The organism is Pseudomonas sp. A (assembly GCF_056270345.1).
On the sequence record NZ_CM149873.1, the window covers coordinates 1,086,892 to 1,105,469 of the forward strand.

Here is an 18,578-nt window from a genome sequence, read left to right on the forward strand (position 1 = left end):
TGCTTTTTATTCGGGAGCGAAGATCTTACCCGGATTCATGATGCCGTTCGGGTCGAACACCGCCTTGATCGCCCTCATGCAGGCGATTTCCTCCGGCGAGCGGCTGTAGCCCAGGTAGTCGCGCTTGGTCATGCCCACGCCATGCTCGGCGGAGATCGAGCCGTTGTAGCGTTCGACGATCTCGAACACCCACTTGTTGACCTTGGCGCAGGAGGCGAAGAAGTCGTCCTTGGTCATGTGGTCGGGCTTGAGGATGTTCAGGTGCAGGTTGCCGTCGCCGATGTGGCCATACCAGACCACTTCGTAGTCCGGGTAGTGCTCGCCGACGGTGGCGTCGATATCGCGCAGGAACGCCGGCACCTTCGATACGGTGACCGAGATGTCGTTCTTGTAAGGCGTCCAGTGGGAGATGGTCTCGGACAGGTACTCGCGCAGCTTCCACAGGTTCTTCAGCTGGGTCTCGCTCTGGCTCATCACCCCGTCCAGTACCCAGCCCTGCTCGACGCAGTGCTCGAAGGTGGCCAGGGCTTCGTTGGCCACCTCCTCGGTGCTGGCTTCGAACTCCAGCAGCGCATAGAACGGGCAGTCGGTCTCGAACGGTGCGGGCACATCGCCCCGGGCGAGGATCCTGGCCAGGCCCTTGTCGGAGAAGAACTCGAAGGCCGTCAGGTCAAGCTTGCCCTGGAAGGCGTGCAGCACCGGCATGATCGCGTCGAAATCGGGCGTGCCCAGCACCATGGCGGTGAGGTTGCGCGGCGCGCGGTCCAGGCGCATGGTCGCCTCGACTACGAAGCCCAGGGTGCCTTCGGCGCCGATGAACAGCTGGCGTAGGTCGTAGCCGGTGGCGTTCTTGATCAGGTCCTTGTTCAGCTCGAGCAGCTCACCCTTGCCGGTGACCACCTTCAGCCCGGCCACCCAGTTGCGGGTCATGCCGTAGCGAATCACCTTGATCCCGCCGGCGTTGGTACCGATATTGCCGCCGATCTGGCTGGAGCCGCTCGAGGCGAAGTCCACCGGGTAGTAGAGGCCCTGGTCCTCGGCGAACTGTTGCAACTGGCGGGTGACGACCCCCGGCTGGCAGACCACGGTACGGTCGAATTCGTTGAAGGCGAGGATTTGGTTCATGTAGTCGAAGGCCACCACCACCTCGCCATGGGCGGCCACGGCGGCGCCCGACAGCCCGGTACGCCCGCCCGACGGCACCAGGGCGACCTTGTGCCGGTTGGCCCAGCGCACGATGGCCTGCACCTGCTCGACGGACTTGGGGAAGACGATGGCGCTCGGCGCCGGCGGGTAGTGCTTGGTCCAGTCCTTGCCGTAGGCCTCGAGCGAGGCCGGGTCGGTGAGGACCTTGCCAGGGTCGACCAGGGTCATCAGCTCATCAATTACCACGGACTGGGTCATCGCCGGAACTCTCGACTTATTCATAGTCACCCTGAGCACGCTTCACCTGTCGGGATAAGCTCAGGTTGTGTCGCGTATGCTAGCATAGCCCTCCCGCCGTTCGTGCTAAGGCCGATGCCGCGCCGCTCCACTCTCCTCGCCATTTTTCTCCGGGATACAGGTTTACGCAGATGAGCAAGACTTCTCTCGACAAGAGCAAGATCAGGTTCCTTCTTCTTGAAGGTGTGCACCAGAACGCGGTCGATACCCTCAAGGCCGCCGGCTACACCAACATCGAATACCTCACTGGTTCGCTGCCGGAAGCCGAGCTGAAGGAAAAGATCGCTGATGCCCACTTCATCGGCATCCGTTCGCGCACCCAACTGACCGAAGAGATCTTCGACTGCGCGAAGAAACTGGTCGCGGTCGGCTGCTTCTGCATCGGCACCAACCAGGTTGACCTGGCAGCGGCCCGCGAGCGCGGTATCGCCGTGTTCAACGCCCCCTACTCGAACACCCGTTCGGTGGCCGAGCTGGTGCTGGCCGAAGCCATCCTGCTGCTGCGCGGCATCCCCGAGAAGAACGCTTCCTGCCACCGTGGCGGCTGGATCAAGAGCGCGGCCAACTCCTTCGAGATCCGTGGCAAGAAACTGGGCATCGTCGGCTACGGCTCGATCGGCACCCAGCTGTCGGTCCTGGCCGAGAGCCTGGGCATGCAGGTGTACTTCTTCGACCCGCTGACCAAGCTGCCGCTGGGCAACGCGGTACAGGTCACCAGCCTGCACGAGCTGCTGGGCCTGGCCGACATCGTCTCGCTGCACGTGCCTGAGCTGCCATCCACCCAGTGGATGATCGGCGAGAAGGAAATCCGCGCGATGAAGAAGGGCTCGATTCTGATCAACGCCGCCCGTGGCACCGTGGTCGAGCTGGACCACCTGGCCGCCGCGATCAAGGACAAGCACCTGATCGGCGCCGCCATTGACGTGTTCCCGGTCGAGCCGCGCTCCAACGACGAAGAGTTCGAAAGCCCGCTGCGTGGCCTGGACAACGTGATCCTGACCCCGCACATCGGTGGTTCCACCGCCGAGGCCCAGGCCAACATCGGCCTGGAAGTGGCCGAGAAGCTGGTCAAGTACAGCGACAACGGCACCTCCGTGTCGTCGGTCAACTTCCCGGAAGTGGCCCTGCCGGCCCACCCAGGCAAGCACCGCCTGCTGCACATCCACGAAAACATCCCGGGCGTGCTCAGCGAGATCAACAAAGTGTTCGCCGAGAACGCCATCAACATCTCCGGTCAGTTCCTGCAGACCAACGAGAAAGTGGGTTACGTGGTCATCGACGTCGACGCCGAGTACTCGGACCTGGCCCAGGAGAAACTGCAGCACGTGAAGGGCACCATCCGCTCGCGCGTACTGTTCTGAGTTTCACTGCGTCAAGAAAAAGGGAGGCCCTGGTGGCCTCCCTTTTTTTATCAGCTAACGCCTGAAAACCGGATGGTCGCTACAAAAATCCACCAATACCACTATCACTCGTTTTTGCCCCCTCGCCACACAACCGTCTCACAGCCCTCCTAGCATGGCCCCATCTCTTCGATGAGGCCTTGCCATGAACAACGCCACTCCAGGCGCACAGATGAAAGTGCGCGGTATCCACAAGCGCTTCGGCGCCTTCACCGCACTCAACGACGTCTCCCTCGACATCGCCGCCGGCGAGCTGGTGTGCCTGCTCGGCCCGTCGGGCTGTGGCAAGACCACCCTGCTGCGCTGCATCGCCGGGCTCGAGCGCCAGGATCGTGGCACGCTGTACATTGGCGACCGCGATATCTCCGAGCTGCCACCCCAGGCCCGCGACTACGGCATCCTGTTCCAGTCCTACGCGTTGTTCCCCAACCTCACCGTCGAAGCCAACATCGCCTACGGCCTGACCGGCAGCAATCGTGAGGCCTCGCGCCAGCGGGTCGGTGAAATGCTCGAACTGGTCGGCCTGACGGGCAGCGAAAAGAAATACCCCGGCCAGCTATCCGGCGGCCAGCAACAGCGCGTTGCCCTGGCCCGCGCCCTGGCGCCTTCGCCGTCGCTGCTGCTGCTCGACGAGCCGATGTCGGCACTGGACGCGCGCGTGCGCGAACACCTGTGCACCGAGCTGCGCCAACTGCAGCGCCAGCTGGGCATCACCACGCTGATGGTCACCCACAACCAGGACGAGGCCATGTTGATGGCCGACCGCATTGCCGTGATGAACAACGGCCAGGTCGAGCAGTACGCCACGCCCCAGGAAATCTACGACCAGCCGGCCACGCCGTTCGTCGCCGAATTCGTCGGCCAGGGCAACTGGCTGCCGTTCCAGCGCAGCGGCGACAGCCATGCCCAGGTCGGCGGCCTGCACATGCGCCTGGCAGCCAACGCCGCAGGAGCCAGCAGCGGCCGGCTGTTCTGCCGACCCGAGGCGATCACCGTCAACCCGGTGGTACACGAGGAAAACCTGTTCCCGGCCAAGGTTCGCGAGATCACTTTCCTCGGTAACCGCTGCCGCATGAGCTTCGAGTTCAAGGCCCTGCCGGGCCATGCGTTGCTCGCGGAGCTGGCGCCGGAGGCGATGCCGCGCCTGGGTTCGCAGGACATCTGGGTGGCCCTGCCGCCGCAGAGCCTGCAGGTGTTTGCCTGAGATGGCCGCGCCGATGACCCTGCCGCTCACCTCAACCAATGCCGCACCTCGCAGTGGTGTTGCCCTGGGGGACCGTCTGTTCGTGATCGGTGGCAAGAGCCTGCTGCTGATCCTGCTGGTGCTGGCGGTGCTGATGCCGTTGCTGGCGATCTTCTGGCGCGGCTTCAGCGCTGAAGCCGGGCAGGGCGGCGGCCTGCCAGCTGCCCGTGAACTGTTCGCCAGCGAGAACTTCCATTGGCTGCTCGGCAACAGCCTGTCGGTGGCCTTCACCGTCGCCGCCATCGTCGTGCCGCTGGCCTACCTGTTCGCCTATGCCCTGCAACGCACGCTGATCCCGGCCAAGGGCCTGTGGCGCGGCATCTCGCTGCTGCCGCTGCTGGCGCCGTCGATGCTGCCGGCCATCGCGCTGGTCTACCTGTTCGGCAACCAGGGCCTGCTGCGCGGGCTGCTCAGCGACAATATCTACGGCTTCTGGGGCATCGTCCTCGGCGAGGTCATCTACACCTTCCCCCACGCCCTGATGATCCTGCTCTCGGCGCTGTCGCTGGCCGACGCAAGGCTGTTCGATGCGGCCTCGAGCATGGGGGCGGGGCCGACGCGGGCGTTCTTCAGCATCACCTGGCCGGCCACGCGCCAGGCGGTGTTCGCCGCGTTCTGCCTGGTGTTCACCCTGACCATCACCGACTTCGGCGTGCCGGTCGTGGTGGGTGGGGATTACCAGGTGCTGGCGCTGGAAGCCTACAAGGCCGTGGTCGGCCAGCAGCAGTTCGGTCGCGGCGCGCTGATCGGCATGGTGCTGCTGGTACCAGCGCTGCTCAGCTTCGCCGTCGATGCCTGGTTGCGTCGCCGTCAGGGCGAGGCCATGAGCGGTCGCGCCCAAGTGTTCGAGCCCAAGCCTTCCAGGCTGCGCGATGGCTGCTTCCTGGCCATCGTGCTGCTGGTGTGCGCGGCACTGTTGGCGGTGATCGGCATGGCGGTGTACTCGTCGCTGGTCAAGTTCTGGCCATACAACCTGTCGCTGTCGCTCAAGCACTACATGTTCGAGGACACCGCCGGTGGCGGCTGGCTGGCCTACCGCAACAGCGTGACCATGGCCATCGGCACCGCGCTGATCGGCAGCGTGGTGATTTTCACCGGCGCCTACCTGATGGAGAAGACCCAGGGGCAGCGCCTGCTCAACCAGCTGCTGCGCTTGCTGAGCTTCATCCCGATGGCGGTGCCTGGCCTGGTGCTGGGCCTGGGCTACGTGTTCTTCTTCAACCTCAATGGCAACCCACTGCATGTGTTCTACGGCAGCATGGCGCTGCTGGTGGTGTGCACCATCGCCCACTACCTGACCACCGCGCAGATGACCGCCACCACCGCCCTGCGCCAGCTCGACGGCGAGTTCGAGGCCGCCGCGCTGTCGCTCAAGGCGCCGCTGTACAGGCACTTCATGCGGGTCACCGTGCCGATCTGCCTGCCGGCGCTGCTGGACATCATCCGCTACCTGTTCGTCTCGGCGATGACCACCGTGTCGGCGGCGATCTTCCTGTACAGCCCCGACACCATCCTCGCCGCCGTCGCCGTGCTGAACATGGACGACGCCGGCAACGTTGGCGGTGCCGCCGCCATGTCGACCCTGATCCTGCTTACCAGCGCTGCCGCATCCTTGCTGCTGGCCGCTGCCTCACGCGGCCTGCTGCGCCGCTCCCAGGCCTGGCGCCAGCGCGCGCCAGGCCATTGACCGACTGCCCACACTGATAGGAACCGCATCATGTTCAAGCCCCTCGCACTTGCCGCTGCCGTATCCGCCGTCTTCAGCCTGCAGGCCTCGGCCGCGACCCAGCTGACCGTCTACACCGCCCTCGAGGCCGAGCAGCTCAAGAGCTACAAGCAGGCCTTCGAAAAGGCCAACCCCGACATCGAGATCAAGTGGGTGCGCGATTCCACTGGCATCATCACTGCCAAACTGCTGGCCGAGAAGGAACGTCCGCAGGCCGACGCGGTGTGGGGCCTGGCCGCTTCCAGCCTGGCCATCCTCGACCAGAACGGCATGCTCGAAGCCTATGCGCCCAAGGACCTGGGCAAGATCTCGCCCAACTACCGCGACGCCGCCAACCCGCCGGCCTGGGTGGGCATGGACGTGTGGGCCGCGACCCTCTGCTTCAACACCGTCGAGGCCGAGAAGCAGGGCCTGAGCAAGCCGGTGAGCTGGCAGGACCTGACCAAGCCTGAATACAAGGGCAAGATCGTCATGCCCAACCCGGCCTCGTCCGGCACCGGCTTCCTGGATGTGAGCGCCTGGCTGCAGACCTTCGGCGAGCCGCAGGGCTGGGCCTACATGGATGCGCTGCACCAGAACATCGGCCAGTACGTTCATTCCGGCTCCAAGCCGTGCAAGCTGGCCGCCGCCGGTGAATTCCCGATCGGCATCTCGTTCGAATACCCGGCCGTGCAGCTCAAGCGCCAGGGCGCGCCGCTGGATATCGTGCTGCCCAAGGAAGGCCTGGGCTGGGAGATCGAAGCCACCGCAGTGATCAAGGGCTCGCCGAAGGCCGATGCCGCCAGGCGCCTGGCCGACTTCTCCGCCAGCCCCGCGGCCATGGAGCTGTACAAGGAGAACTTCGCCGTGCTCGCCGCGCCCGGCATCGCCAAGCCGCAGACCGAGTTGCCGGCGGACTACGAGCAGCGCCTGATCAAGAACGACTTCGCCTGGGCCTCGAAGAACCGCGACCAGATCCTCAGCGAGTGGCGCAAGCGCTACGACGGCAAGTCGGAAAAGGTCGCGCAGCAATAACGCGTCGACCTCATTGGCGGGTAAACCCGCTCCTATGGAACAACACGTAACCTATTGATTTAGCTTGACCCTGTGGGAGCGGGTTTACCCGCGAAGAATCCAGCGCGGTGTATGGCACCGGCTGCGCCGGTGTTCGCGGGTGAACCCGCTCCCACAGGGGACAGTTCCCAGCGCGGCAACGCAGCCCAAAGGGCCAGCATGGGCAATGCAGGGGCCACAGGCATAAAAAAACCGGCGCACCAGGCGCCGGTTTTTTTATGCCGTCAGAGCCTCACAGCCCTTCGAGCATTGCCTTGTTGCGCACCGCGCCCTTGTCGGCGCTGGTGGCCAGCAGGGCGTAAGCCTTGAGCGCGGTGGTCACCTTGCGTGGACGCACCTCGGCCGGCTTCCAGCCCTTCTTGTCCTGCTCGACGCGACGCTCAGCCAGCTCTTCGTCGCTGACCAGCAGGTTGATCGAACGGTTGGGGATGTCGATCAGCACCTTGTCGCCATCGCGCACCAGGCCGATGGCGCCGCCCGCTGCCGCTTCCGGCGAGGCGTGGCCGATCGACAGGCCCGAGGTACCGCCGGAGAAGCGGCCGTCGGTGAGCAGGGCGCAGGCCTTGCCCAGGCCTTTGGACTTCAGGTACGAGGTCGGGTACAGCATCTCCTGCATGCCCGGGCCGCCTTTCGGGCCTTCGTAGCGGATGATGACGATGTCACCGGCCTGCACTTCGTCGGCGAGGATGCCGCGCACGGCGCTGTCCTGGCTCTCGAAGATCTTCGCGGTGCCTTCGAACACGTGGATCGACTCATCGACACCTGCGGTCTTCACCACGCAGCCGTCCAGGGCAATGTTGCCGTACAGCACGGCCAGGCCGCCTTCCTGCGAGTAGGCGTGCTCGAAGCTGCGGATGCAGCCGTTCTCGCGGTCATCGTCGAGGGTTTCCCAGCGGGTCGACTGGCTGAACGCGGTCTGCGTCGGGATGCCGGCCGGGCCTGCCTTGAAGAAGGTGTGCACGGCTTCGTCATCGGTCTGGGTGATGTCCCACTTGGCGATGGCTTCTTCCATGCTTGGGCTGTGCACGGTCGGCAGGTCGGTGTGCAGCAGGCCGCCACGGGCCAGCGAGCCGAGGATGCTGAAGATGCCGCCGGCGCGGTGCACGTCTTCCATGTGGTACTTCTGGATGTTCGGCGCCACCTTGCACAGCTGCGGCACCTTGCGCGACAGGCGATCGATGTCGCGCAGGTCGAAGTCCACCTCGCCCTCCTGGGCCGCGGCCAGCAGGTGCAGGATGGTGTTGGTCGAACCGCCCATGGCGATGTCGAGCATCATGGCGTTTTCGAACGCCTTGAAGTTGGCGATGCTGCGCGGCAGTACCGACTCATCGTTCTCGCCGTAGTAGCGCTTGCACAGCTCGACGATGGTGCGACCGGCGGTGAGGAACAGCTGCTCGCGGTCCGAGTGAGTGGCCAGGGTCGAACCGTTGCCCGGCAGGGCCAGACCCAGGGCCTCGGTCAGGCAGTTCATCGAGTTGGCGGTGAACATGCCGGAGCACGAACCGCAGGTCGGGCAGGCGCTGCGCTCGTACTCAGCGACTTTTTCGTCCGAGGCCGAGGAGTCGGCGGCGATGACCATGGCGTCGACCAGGTCCAGGCCGTGGCTGGCCAGCTTGGTCTTGCCAGCTTCCATCGGGCCGCCGGAGACGAAGATCACCGGGATGTTCAGGCGCAGGGCGGCCATCAGCATGCCGGGGGTGATCTTGTCGCAGTTGGAGATGCAGACGATGGCGTCGGCGCAGTGGGCGTTGACCATGTACTCGACTGCGTCGGCGATGATCTCGCGGCTGGGCAGCGAGTAGAGCATGCCGTCGTGGCCCATGGCGATGCCGTCATCCACGGCGATGGTGTTGAATTCTTTCGCCACGCCACCGGCGCGTTCGATCTCGCGGGCGACCAGCTGGCCCAGGTCCTTCAGGTGCACGTGCCCCGGGACGAACTGGGTGAACGAGTTGGCGATGGCGATGATCGGTTTCTTGAAGTCTTCGTCCTTCATCCCTGTGGCGCGCCACAGGGCACGGGCACCGGCCATGTTGCGGCCTTGGGTGGAAGTCTTGGAACGATAATCAGGCATGGAGCGCTCCTGGCGGCTAAATCACGTCACGTAAATAGGGAGTGAGCTTCTCTTGTCCTGAAACGCCGAAGGCCGGTTGCCGCTGGCAAGGATGGGGGCCGAAGACCGCGCGGGATCGCCGCAGGCTCGACCAGAGCTCATAAACCCGCCGGGGATGTCTGGCGATGAATGGATCGATTCTACACCGCCGCGCCCGCGAGGGAATGGCGTTGTGATAATTGGCTGTCGGCAGCCCGCAAGGTAAAGGCCTTGGCGTGGTCCGGGCGGGTTTGGGTAGACTTGCGCGCTTCCTGTCCCACTGGCCAAAAGGATTTGCAATGCCAGCGCCTAGCCGCTCCTTATTGTTCTATGTCGTCATCGGCCTGATCCAGGGCCTGGTGTTGCTCGCCACCGTGAAGGGGCAGGGCGAGCTGCTCGGTTTCAACCTGTCGGTCGCCCTGTGCGCCGCGGTGGTGGTGGCCGGCGTGAACCTGCAACTGCTCGGCAGCGCGGTGCGCCAGCGTGGCACCGGCTGGCTGGTGCTGGGCCTGACCCTGCTGATCAGCGGGATCAGTGCCTGGGTCCTGGATAGCGGGCGCATGGGCTGGCTGCAGCAGACCTGGTTCCTGGCCGCCATCGTGCTGGGCTATATCGGCACCGCGTTCATTCTTGCCTGGCCGACCCGCGAAAATGGGCGGCCGCGCTATGAGGACCTGTTCCGGCATGCCTGGAACAACGTGTTCATTCTTTTCCTGGCGCAACTGTTGACCGGCCTGTTCTGGCAGTTGCTGTGGTTGTGTGCGTTGCTGTTCGGCATGCTCGGCATACCGCAGGTCACGGATGTAGTGGAGTCCCCGGTGTTTCTCTGGCTGGTGCTGCCGGTGGTGTTCTCCCTGGGGATGCGCATGGGGCGGGACAACGAGAAGGTCATCGGGTTGTTGCGCGGCATCCTGTTGACACTCTGTCGCTTCCTGTTGCCGTTGAGTGCGCTGATCGCCGTGGTGTTCACCCTGACACTGCCCTTCAGCGGCCTGCAGCCGGTGTGGGACACGGGCTATTCGACCGCTCTGCTGTTGGTGCTGGCAGGTATCAACCTGTTCCTGGCCAATGGCGTGTTTCAGGACGGCCATCAGGGCAATGCCTATCCTGCGCCGCTCAAACGCTTGGTCGAAGCCAGCCTGCTCTGCCTGCCGGTACTGGTGGGCCTGGCGGCTTATGCCAGCTGGATGCGCATCGACCAGTACGGCCTGACCCCGTCGCGCATCATGGCCATGCTGTTGGTGGGTGTGATGCTGGCGCACAGCCTGGCGGCGGTGTGGGCGGTGGTGAGCTCACGGCAGGCCTGGCTGAATAGCCTGCGGCTGAGCAACCCGTTGATCGCCTTGCTCAGCGCGGTGCTGATAGTGCTGTTCTACACACCGTTGCTCGACCCGCAGGTGTTGAGTGCGAAGAGTCAGGTCGAGCGCCTGCTCGGTGGACGCACGCCAATCACCGAGTTCGATGCCGGGACCTTGTACCGCGACCTCGGTCAGCCTGGGCGTGCAGCCTTCGAGCAACTGGAGAAGCGGCTGGAAACTGATGAACTGTTCGATGCGGGGCGCCGCGAGCAATTGCTGGGGTTGATGGCGCAGGTGCGTCGGCCGGAGGTGGTCGAAACCCATGGTCCGAAGTTCGAGTGGCTGGGGCCTGTGCAATCCACCAGCGAGTCACTGGCCGACTCGACCCTTGGACAAAGCCAGTGCGGTGGTAAGGGATGCTATTTGTGGGCGGTCGATCTGGATGGTGATGGGCACAATGAAGTGCTGATGATCCCCCGGCACACCTATGCATCGAGTGTGTTCGTGTTCACCTGGGAGGAGCGCGAGTGGCGTGAGGTGGGCAGCCTGAGCGGTCGGATGGAAAACCTCGAGGGCCTGGCCAAGGGGATTCGCGAGGGTGCGGTGAAACTGGTGGCTCCGCGTTACAAGACGCTCAGTATTGATGGGCAGGAACTGGTGCCGGACTTCAGGCGATAGTGGTTGACGGGCATGAGCGTGAGCGTTTGAGGGAGCCGGGGCCGCTCTGCGGCCCTTTCCGGCCGGTCCGACGCCTCGGCAAGGCCGCTCCTACAGTGACCGCGTAATCAACCACTGTAGGAGCGGCCTTGTGCCGCGAAAGGCTGCGCAGCAGCCTCAAACAAACGTTGCTTAGCTGTTGGGCAGCAACCGGCAGGTGATGCTCTTGATGTAGCGGGTCTCGGCGATCGCCGGGTGCACCGGGTGGTCCGGTCCCTGGCCACCGCGCTCGAGCAGTTGCAGGTTGCGGTCCAGGTGGCGGGCGCTGGTCAGCAGGATGTTGTTCAGGTCGTCCTCGGGCAGGTGCATCGAGCACGAGGCGCTGACCAGGATGCCGTCCTTGTTCAGCATGCGCATGGCCTGTTCATTGAGGCGGCGGTAGGCGGCCTCGCCGTTCTTCAGGTCTTTCTTGCGCTTGATGAAGGCGGGCGGGTCGGCAATGATCACGTCGAAACGCTCTTCGGCGGCCTTCAGCTCGCGCAGCGCTTCGAACACGTCACCTTCGATGCAGGTCAGCTTCTCGCTGATGCCGTTCAGCGCGGCGTTGCGCTCGACACCGTCGAGGGCGAAGCCGGAGGCATCCACGCAGAACACTTCGCTGGCGCCGAATGCGCCGGCCTGCACGCCCCAGCCACCGATGTAGCTGAACAGGTCCAGCACGCGCTTGCCCTTGACGTAGGGGGCCAGGCGGGCGCGGTTCATGCGGTGGTCGTAGAACCAGCCGGTCTTCTGGCCTTCGCGCACCGGGGCCTCGAACTTCACGCCGTTTTCTTCCAGCGCGACCCAGTCTGGTACTTCGCCGTAGACGGTCTCGACATAGCGGCCGAGGCCTTCGGCGTCGCGGGCGGCGGAATCGTTCTTGAACAGGATGCCGCTTGGTTTCAGGACCTGGACCAGGGCGGCGATGACGTCGTCCTTGTGCGCGTCCATGGTGGCCGAGGCCAGTTGCACCACGAGGATGTCGAAGAAGCGGTCGACCACCAGGCCCGGGAGCAGGTCGGAGTCGCCGTAGACCAGGCGGTAGCACGGCTTGTCGAACAGACGCTCGCGCAGCGACAGGGCGACGTTCAGGCGGTGCACCAGCAGCGACTTGTCCAGCGGCAGCTTGATGTCGCGCGACAGCAGGCGGGCGCAGATCAGGTTGTTCGGGCTCATCGCCACCACACCCAGGGGCTTGCCGTTGGCGGCTTCGAGGATGGCCTGCTGGCCCGCCTTCAGGCCTTGCAGCGGGGTCGCGGCGACGTCGACTTCATTGCTGTAGACCCACAGATGGCCGGCGCGCAGGCGGCGGTCGGCATTGGCTTTGAGGCGAAGGCTGGGCAGGGACATGACGTCGCTCCGGGAAAAAAGAGCGGGAGTATACCGTGTTGGCCAAGGCTTCGCTGTGGGGCGCGACCAAACGTTGGCATCATCGCGGGGCTAAAGAAATTCTTGGATCCAACGATCCACTGATAGTTACCCTGCCGGCGTACAGGGTTAGAATCCCCCGTCCCCAGCGAGAATGCACGAATGTCCCAGGAACTTACCGCCGAACAGATCCAGCAAGCCCTGCAGGGCATCACCATCCCGCCGCAGCCGCAGATCATGGTCGACCTGCAGTTCGAGCAGTACATGCCCGACCCGGACCTCGAGACCATCGCCAAGCTGATCAGCCAGGATCCGGGCTTGTCTGGCGCCCTGCTGAAACTGGTCAATTCGGCGCAGTTCGGCCTGGCGAACAAGATCGGCTCGATCCAGCGCGCGGTGAACCTGCTGGGCAGCCGCTCGATCATCAACCTGATCAACGCCCAGTCGATCAGGGGCGAGATGAGCGACGAGACCATCGTCACCCTCAACCCGTTCTGGGACACCGCCCAGGACGTGGCCATGACCTGCCTGACCCTGGCCAAGCGCACCGGTATCCAGGCGGTGGACGAGGCCTACACCCTGGGCCTGTTCCACGACTGCGGCGTGCCGCTGATGCACAAGCGCTTCCCCAACTACATGGAAGTGCTGGAAGAGTCCTACGCCAAGGCCAATGACGAGATTCGCGTGGTGGACACCGAGAACCGCGTGTTCAACACCAACCACTCGGTGGTCGGCTATTTCACCGCCAAGTCCTGGCGCCTGCCGGAGCACATCAGCGCCGCCATCGCCAACCACCACAACGCCCTGGCGGTGTTCCGCGACGAGTCCTCGCGCAATACCCAGACCCAGCTGAAGAACCTGCTGGCGGTGCTGAAGATGTCTGAGCACATCTGCGCCTCCTACCGCGTGCTGGGCAACCAGACCGTGGACCACGAGTGGAACATGGTTGGCCCGCTGGTGCTGGACTACATCGGCCTGACCGACTACGACTTCGAGCAGCTCAAGCAGAACATCCGCGAATTGGGCGGGCACTGAGCCATGCCGGAACTGCCAGAGGTCGAGACGACGCGGCGCGGCATCGCGCCCCATCTGGAAGGCCAACGGGTCAGCCGCGTGGTGGTGCGCGACCGGCGCCTGCGCTGGCCGATCCCGGAAGACCTCGACGTGCGTCTGTCGGGGCAGCGCATCGTCAGCGTCGAGCGCCGCGCCAAGTACCTGCTGATCAACGCCGAGGTCGGCACCTTGATCAGCCACCTGGGCATGTCGGGCAACCTGCGCCTGGTCGAACTGGGCTTGCCAGCGGCCAAGCACGAACATGTGGATATCGAGCTCGAGTCGGGGTTGATGCTGCGTTACACCGACCCGCGCCGCTTCGGGGCCATGCTCTGGAGCCTCGACCCGCTCAACCACGAATTGCTGATACGGCTGGGGCCGGAGCCGCTGACCGACCTGTTCGACGGCGAGCGGCTGTTCCAGCTGTCGCGGGGTCGGTCGATGGCGGTCAAGCCGTTCATCATGGACAACGCGGTGGTGGTGGGGGTGGGTAACATCTACGCCACCGAAGCGCTGTTCGCCGCCGGGATCGACCCGCGCCGCGAGGCGGGCGGGATCTCCCGGGCGCGCTACCTGAAGCTGGCGATCGAGATCAAGCGGGTGCTGGCGGCGGCCATCGAGCAGGGTGGGACCACCTTGCGCGATTTCATCGGTGGCGATGGCCAGCCGGGGTATTTCCAGCAGGAACTGTTCGTCTATGGGCGCGGGGGCCAGCCGTGCAAGCTGTGTGGCACCGAGCTGCGCGAAGTGAAGCTGGGACAGCGGGCGAGCGTGTTCTGCCCGAAATGCCAGCGTTAAGTGACATGCGAGCCCTGTGGGAGCGGGTTTACCCGCGAAGAAGGTGGCGCGGAGGATGGCACCGGCTTCGCCGGTGTTCGCGGGTGAACCCGCTCCCACAGGATTTTTGCTGCCTCAAGGGGTAGCAGGGGATCTGTAGGAGCGGGCTTGCCCCGCGATAGGGCCGGATCAGTCGACTACCGCCGCCTGCCCTACACCCCTGGGGTCACTGGCCGCCTCCACGGTCCCGGCAGCCTTGTCCCAATACAGCACCTGCTGGTTGCCATAGTTACGCCCCACATCCTTCAACCTATACCCGCGCGCCTGCAGCTCGGCTTTTTGTGCGGCGCTGAACGTCCCCGGCTCATGCTCCACCACATCCGGCAGGTACTGATGGTGATAGCGCGGCGTCGCCGGCCACTCGGCCACCGGCCGCCCTTCGAGGAACCCCATCACCGACAGCAGCACCATGCTCGGAATCCGGCTGCCGCCGGGCGTGCCGAAGCTGGCGAACTGGCTCGGGCTTTCGATGAAGGTCGGGCTCATGCTCGACAAGGGCCGCTTGCCCGCCGCCACTGCGTTGGCCTGGCTGCCGGCCAGTCCATAGCTGTTGCTGCCGGTGGGATCGGCGGCAAAGTCGTCCATCTCGTTGTTCAGCACCACGCCGGTGCCGGGCACGCTGAACGCCGCGCCGAACGGCAGGTTGACCGAGAGCGTGGCGGAAACCGCATTACCGTCGGCGTCGATCACCGTGAAGTGGGTGGTGTGGTCGCCCTCGCGCCAGGCCGGTGAGGGGGGCAGGGCGCTGCTGGGGGTGGCTTGGCGCACGTCGATGCTGTCGGCCAGGCCGGTCAGGTACTGGCGCCCCAGCAGGCGGTTGATGGGGTTCGCCACGTAGTCCGGGTCGCCCAGCAGCCCGCGGTCGCGGTAGGCCCGGCGCAGTACTTCGATCACATAATGGCTGCGCTGCACCGGTTCGGCGCTCTGCCAGGGCAGGCGCTGGAGCATGGCCAGGCTCTGGGCCAGGGCCACGCCACCAGCCGAGGGCGGCGGGCTGCTGATCAGCTCGCGCTGGTCGGCCAGTGGATAACGCAGTGGCTCGCGCCAGGCGGTGCGGTAGCCGGCGAGGTCATCGAGGGTCCAGACACCGCCGGCCTGGCGCACGCCTTCGACCAGGCGGTGGGCCGTCGGGCCTTGATAGAAACCGTCGCGGCCGTGTTCGGCCATGGCCTGCAGGGTGGCGGCCAGTTCCGGCTGGCGAATCACCGTGCCTAGCGCCGGTACGTCATTGTTGGCAAGGAACAACCGGGCGCTTTCGGCATTGTCGCGCAGGGCACTCAGGCGCATGGTGGCGCGGTCACGGTAGATGCGGTCGACGGCAAAGCCCTGGTTGGCCAGGCGAATGGCCGGGGCCAGGCTGTCCTTGAGCGGCAGCCTGCCGTGGGTCGCGGCCAGGTCGGCCAGCGCCTGGGGCAGGCCCGGGATCGCCGCGGCCAGTGGGCCATTGACCGACAGGCCCGGCTGTACCTTGCCGTCCTTTAGATACATGTCGGCCCGGGCGGCGGCCGGGGCGCGCTCGCGGGCGTCGAGGAAGGCATAGCGTGGGCTGTCGGCGCTCTCGCGCAGCAGGAAGAACCCGCCACCGCCAAGGCCGGAGCCGTAGGGCTCGACAACGGCCAGCGTGGCGCCGATGGCCACGGCGGCATCGAAGGCGTTGCCGCCCTGCTGCAGGATCTGCCTTGCCGCCGCGGTGGCTTCACCGTGCGGGCTGGCGATCGCCGCCTGGCCTGGCCCGGCGGCCAGGGCGCCATGGGCCAGTAGCGCCAGGAGGGCGCCGAGGGCTGCGTGGCGGAGCGCGGCGACGAACGGCATCAGGCCTTGCCGGTGATCCGGCGGTACTTGGCCATCAGCTCGTCTTCGGTTTCCGGGTGGGCTTCATCCAGGGGGATGCAGTCCACCGGGCAGACCTGCTGGCACTGGGGCTCGTCGTAGTGGCCGACGCACTGGGTGCACAGGTTCGGGTCGATCACGTAGATCTCCTCGCCTTGCGAGATGGCGGCGTTCGGGCACTCGGGTTCGCAGACGTCGCAGTTGATGCAATCGTCGGTGATGATCAGGGACATGGAGACTCCGGCCGGGGCGTTGGGCCCGGGCATGTTTCAAAGCGATGGGCACAATTGTGCCGGATTCGCGCCCGCAGTGCACGCGGGCGCGACATCGTGACCGCGCGGCTTACTTGCGAAAGCGCTCAGTCAGCGCATCGGCCACGGCGGGGTGGACGAACTTGCTGATATCACCGCCCAACGCGGCGATTTCCCGAACCAACGTCGAGGAAATGAACGAATAGCGCTCGGACGGCGTGAGGAACAGGCTCTCGACGTCCGGCGCCAGCTGGCGGTTCATGTTGGCCAGCTGGAACTCGTATTCGAAGTCGGACACCGCGCGCAGGCCGCGCAGGAACACATTGGCGTTCTGTTCCTTGGCAAAATGCGCCAGTAGCGAGGAGAAGCCGATGACCTCGACATTGGGCAGGTGCTTGGTGACCTCGCGGGCCAGCGCTACCCGCTGTTCCAGGGGGAACAGGGGGTTTTTCTTGGGGCTGGCCGCCACGGCAATGATCACGTGGTCGAACAGGCGCGAAGCGCGCTCGACCAGGTCGCCATGGCCTTTGGTAATGGGGTCGAAAGTACCCGGGTACAACACTCGGTTCATCGCGTCATCCTGGCTGGAGTGCGTTGGGGAGTCGGATGGTAGCGCAGCGATTGAGCTCGGCCAAGTCGCGTGGCTGGTCGATGGCACTATAGACAGCATGGCTATTGGCTGTCATGCGCGGATGCCAGGCGGCCGACCAGCGCCTCGCTGAGCAGGGCGGTCAGGGCATAGACCGACAGCTGCGGGTTGGCGCCGATGCTGGTGGGGAATAGCGAACCGTCGTGGATCGACAGGTTTTCCAGCTGGTGATGCCGGCCCAGGCTGTCGCACACCGCCTGCCGAGGATCCTCGCCCAGGGCGCAGCCGCCCATGACGTGGGCGCTGCCCAGGCGCATGCGGTGGAGTTCCAGGGGCAGGCTGTCGATCAACGCCTTGGCCTGTTCCGGGTTATCGACATACCGGGCATCGCCATGCACCGGCAGCACCCGGCGAGCACCGGCGGCGAGCTGGATCTGCGCCATGCTGTGCCAGGCCCGGCGCAGCCCGTCGCGCAGGTAGTCGGTGACCGGGTAGTCGAGCACCGGCGAGCCATCGCTACGCAATTCCACCTGGCCGCCGGGGCTGTCCGGGTGAAAACCGTCGCGCAGCAGCGCCAGCATCACATGGGTATGGGGCAGCTCGGCCATGCGCAGGGCATTGTCCTGGCCATGGCCGCCGAGCAGGGTGCTGGCCAGGGCCGGGTGCAGCGGCGGGACTTCGAGCTTGTAGCCGACCGGGCCGGTGACGCCGTCCTGCCACTGGAACTGGTCGCTGTAGATCGACTGCGGCGCGCCGTAGTACGGGTCGATCTTCGCTTCGAACTGCGCGGCGCTGAAGTTGACCAGGTGCAGGAAGGTGCGCTTGCCCAGGCGCTGGTGAGGGTCGGGTGCGTCGGAGCGCAGCAGCAGGGCCGGGCTGTTGATGCCGCCGCCGGCCAGTACGTAGTGACGGGCGCGCACCCGAACCTGGCGGCCCGTGGGCTGGATCCCCTGGGCGTCCAGGGCCTGGCATTGCAGGTGGTCGATGCGTTGGCCGTCGTGGCTGAAGCGTTCGGCGCGGGCCAGGTAGAGCAGTTCGCCGCCTTGCTCGAGGGTGGCCGGAATGCTGGTGACCAGCATCGACTGCTTGGCGTTGACCGGGCAGCCCATGCCGCAGTAGCCCAGGTTCCAGCAGCCGCGCACGTTGCGCGGGATCACCGCCCAGCGCAGGCCGAGCGCCTCGCAGCCGCGTCGCAACACGTCGTTGTTGGCATTGGGCGGCATCATCCAGGGGCTGATGCCCAGGTGCTGCTCCATGCGTTCGAACCAGGGCTTCAGGCTGTCGCTGTCCAGGCCCTTGACGCCATGTTCGCGGGCCCAGTGCTCCAGGGTCTGTGGCGGTGTGCGGAAACTCGAGGTCCAGTTGACCAGGGTGGTGCCGCCCACTGCCCGGCCCTGCAGGATGGTGATGGCGCCGTCCTTGCTCAGGCGGCCCAGGCCTTCCTGGTAGAGGTCGGCATAGGCTTCGTGTTCCAGCAGGTGGAAGTCGCTGCTGGTCTTCAGTGGGCCCTCCTCGATCAGCAGTACCTTGAGGCCGGCCGCGCTCAGCCGTTCGGCGGTAGTGGCGCCGCCCGCACCGCTGCCGATCACGGCGACGTCGGCTTCGAGGCCCAGGTCCTGCGCCAGGCGCGAGCCATCGTGGGTGATCCAGCCTCGAGCGAGGCCTTGGCGAAAGGGGTCGGGGACGGGCATTGGCTTCC

Annotated in this window: 14 protein-coding genes; 7 read left to right on the plus strand and 7 right to left on the minus strand. The window is 65.5% G+C overall.

What is annotated here, in order from left to right:
• Nucleotides 1–6: 6 nt before the first annotated feature.
• Nucleotides 7–1,404: an FAD-binding oxidoreductase gene (locus tag AC0MAZ_RS04950; protein ID WP_232854880.1), complete on the minus strand. Its 1,398-nt coding sequence runs from the start codon at nucleotides 1,402–1,404 to the stop codon at nucleotides 7–9.
• A 170-nt stretch (nucleotides 1,405–1,574) separates the two neighbouring features.
• On the opposite strand from AC0MAZ_RS04950, the gene serA reads away from it, so the two are divergent.
• The 4 genes from serA (at nucleotide 1,575) to AC0MAZ_RS04970 (ending at nucleotide 6,826) form a co-directional block, all read left to right on the plus strand.
• Entirely contained in the window at nucleotides 1,575–2,804 is a 1,230-nt protein-coding gene (gene serA / locus AC0MAZ_RS04955; RefSeq protein WP_203648588.1) for a phosphoglycerate dehydrogenase, read from the plus strand.
• A 184-nt stretch (nucleotides 2,805–2,988) separates the two neighbouring features.
• On the plus strand, nucleotides 2,989–4,047 hold the full coding sequence (locus AC0MAZ_RS04960; protein WP_475860411.1) for a putative 2-aminoethylphosphonate ABC transporter ATP-binding protein: 1,059 nt from the start codon (nucleotides 2,989–2,991) through the stop codon (nucleotides 4,045–4,047).
• Between the two features lies 1 nt (nucleotide 4,048).
• Nucleotides 4,049–5,773, plus strand: coding sequence for a putative 2-aminoethylphosphonate ABC transporter permease subunit (locus tag AC0MAZ_RS04965; protein WP_234562339.1), 1,725 nt, complete (start codon nucleotides 4,049–4,051; stop codon nucleotides 5,771–5,773).
• Nucleotides 5,774–5,803: 30 nt separating this feature from the next.
• The gene (locus AC0MAZ_RS04970; protein ID WP_254465152.1) at nucleotides 5,804–6,826 is read left to right on the plus strand and encodes a putative 2-aminoethylphosphonate ABC transporter substrate-binding protein; all 1,023 of its coding nucleotides are present in this window, start codon (nucleotides 5,804–5,806) and stop codon (nucleotides 6,824–6,826) included.
• 271 nt (nucleotides 6,827–7,097) lie between these two features.
• Here AC0MAZ_RS04970 and ilvD read toward each other — a convergent pair whose 3' ends face one another.
• Nucleotides 7,098–8,939, minus strand: coding sequence for a dihydroxy-acid dehydratase (ilvD, locus tag AC0MAZ_RS04975; protein ID WP_232854883.1), 1,842 nt, complete (start codon nucleotides 8,937–8,939; stop codon nucleotides 7,098–7,100).
• Nucleotides 8,940–9,256: 317 nt separating this feature from the next.
• On the opposite strand from ilvD, the gene AC0MAZ_RS04980 reads away from it, so the two are divergent.
• A complete protein-coding gene (locus AC0MAZ_RS04980; protein ID WP_232854884.1) occupies nucleotides 9,257–10,933 on the plus strand; it encodes a DUF4153 domain-containing protein in 1,677 nt (558 codons plus the stop codon).
• Between the two features lie 171 nt (nucleotides 10,934–11,104).
• Here AC0MAZ_RS04980 and AC0MAZ_RS04985 read toward each other — a convergent pair whose 3' ends face one another.
• Entirely contained in the window at nucleotides 11,105–12,301 is a 1,197-nt protein-coding gene (locus AC0MAZ_RS04985) for a class I SAM-dependent rRNA methyltransferase (protein WP_232854885.1), read from the minus strand.
• A 234-nt stretch (nucleotides 12,302–12,535) separates the two neighbouring features.
• Between AC0MAZ_RS04985 and AC0MAZ_RS04990 the strand changes: the two genes are divergently transcribed.
• Nucleotides 12,536–13,354, plus strand: coding sequence for an HDOD domain-containing protein (locus AC0MAZ_RS04990; RefSeq protein WP_232854953.1), 819 nt, complete (start codon nucleotides 12,536–12,538; stop codon nucleotides 13,352–13,354).
• Between the two features lie 3 nt (nucleotides 13,355–13,357).
• Nucleotides 13,358–14,170: a bifunctional DNA-formamidopyrimidine glycosylase/DNA-(apurinic or apyrimidinic site) lyase gene (gene mutM, locus AC0MAZ_RS04995; protein WP_232854886.1), complete on the plus strand. Its 813-nt coding sequence runs from the start codon at nucleotides 13,358–13,360 to the stop codon at nucleotides 14,168–14,170.
• 168 nt (nucleotides 14,171–14,338) lie between these two features.
• On the opposite strand, the gene ggt is transcribed toward mutM, so the two are convergent.
• From ggt to AC0MAZ_RS05015, 4 genes are all read right to left on the minus strand, one after another.
• On the minus strand, nucleotides 14,339–16,021 hold the full coding sequence (gene ggt, locus AC0MAZ_RS05000) for a gamma-glutamyltransferase (protein ID WP_475860416.1): 1,683 nt from the start codon (nucleotides 16,019–16,021) through the stop codon (nucleotides 14,339–14,341).
• Nucleotides 16,021–16,272 (minus strand): YfhL family 4Fe-4S dicluster ferredoxin, encoded by a 252-nt coding sequence (locus AC0MAZ_RS05005; protein ID WP_011531711.1) that lies wholly within the window; start codon nucleotides 16,270–16,272, stop codon nucleotides 16,021–16,023. The genes ggt and AC0MAZ_RS05005 overlap by 1 nt, the downstream gene beginning before the upstream one ends.
• Before the next feature lie 109 nt (nucleotides 16,273–16,381).
• Entirely contained in the window at nucleotides 16,382–16,861 is a 480-nt protein-coding gene (coaD, locus tag AC0MAZ_RS05010; protein WP_028689146.1) for a pantetheine-phosphate adenylyltransferase, read from the minus strand.
• A gap of 101 nt (nucleotides 16,862–16,962) precedes the next feature.
• The gene (locus tag AC0MAZ_RS05015) at nucleotides 16,963–18,570 is read right to left on the minus strand and encodes a GMC family oxidoreductase (protein ID WP_475860419.1); all 1,608 of its coding nucleotides are present in this window, start codon (nucleotides 18,568–18,570) and stop codon (nucleotides 16,963–16,965) included.
• Nucleotides 18,571–18,578: the final 8 nt, after the last annotated feature.

What these genes read in the sequence shown, in the direction of transcription:
- AC0MAZ_RS04950 (WP_232854880.1), bottom strand. Translation starts at nt 1,404, where the DNA reads ATGACCCAGTCCGTGGTAATTGATGAGCTGATGACCCTGGTCGACCCT.
- serA (WP_203648588.1), top strand. Translation starts at nt 1,575, where the DNA reads ATGAGCAAGACTTCTCTCGACAAGAGCAAGATCAGGTTCCTTCTTCTT.
- AC0MAZ_RS04960 (WP_475860411.1), top strand. Translation starts at nt 2,989, where the DNA reads ATGAACAACGCCACTCCAGGCGCACAGATGAAAGTGCGCGGTATCCAC.
- AC0MAZ_RS04965 (WP_234562339.1), top strand. Translation starts at nt 4,049, where the DNA reads ATGGCCGCGCCGATGACCCTGCCGCTCACCTCAACCAATGCCGCACCT.
- AC0MAZ_RS04970 (WP_254465152.1), top strand. Translation starts at nt 5,804, where the DNA reads ATGTTCAAGCCCCTCGCACTTGCCGCTGCCGTATCCGCCGTCTTCAGC.
- ilvD (WP_232854883.1), bottom strand. Translation starts at nt 8,939, where the DNA reads ATGCCTGATTATCGTTCCAAGACTTCCACCCAAGGCCGCAACATGGCC.
- AC0MAZ_RS04980 (WP_232854884.1), top strand. Translation starts at nt 9,257, where the DNA reads ATGCCAGCGCCTAGCCGCTCCTTATTGTTCTATGTCGTCATCGGCCTG.
- AC0MAZ_RS04985 (WP_232854885.1), bottom strand. Translation starts at nt 12,301, where the DNA reads ATGTCCCTGCCCAGCCTTCGCCTCAAAGCCAATGCCGACCGCCGCCTG.
- mutM (WP_232854886.1), top strand. Translation starts at nt 13,358, where the DNA reads ATGCCGGAACTGCCAGAGGTCGAGACGACGCGGCGCGGCATCGCGCCC.
- ggt (WP_475860416.1), bottom strand. Translation starts at nt 16,021, where the DNA reads ATGCCGTTCGTCGCCGCGCTCCGCCACGCAGCCCTCGGCGCCCTCCTG.
- AC0MAZ_RS05005 (WP_011531711.1), bottom strand. Translation starts at nt 16,272, where the DNA reads ATGTCCCTGATCATCACCGACGATTGCATCAACTGCGACGTCTGCGAA.
- coaD (WP_028689146.1), bottom strand. Translation starts at nt 16,861, where the DNA reads ATGAACCGAGTGTTGTACCCGGGTACTTTCGACCCCATTACCAAAGGC.
- AC0MAZ_RS05015 (WP_475860419.1), bottom strand. Translation starts at nt 18,570, where the DNA reads ATGCCCGTCCCCGACCCCTTTCGCCAAGGCCTCGCTCGAGGCTGGATC.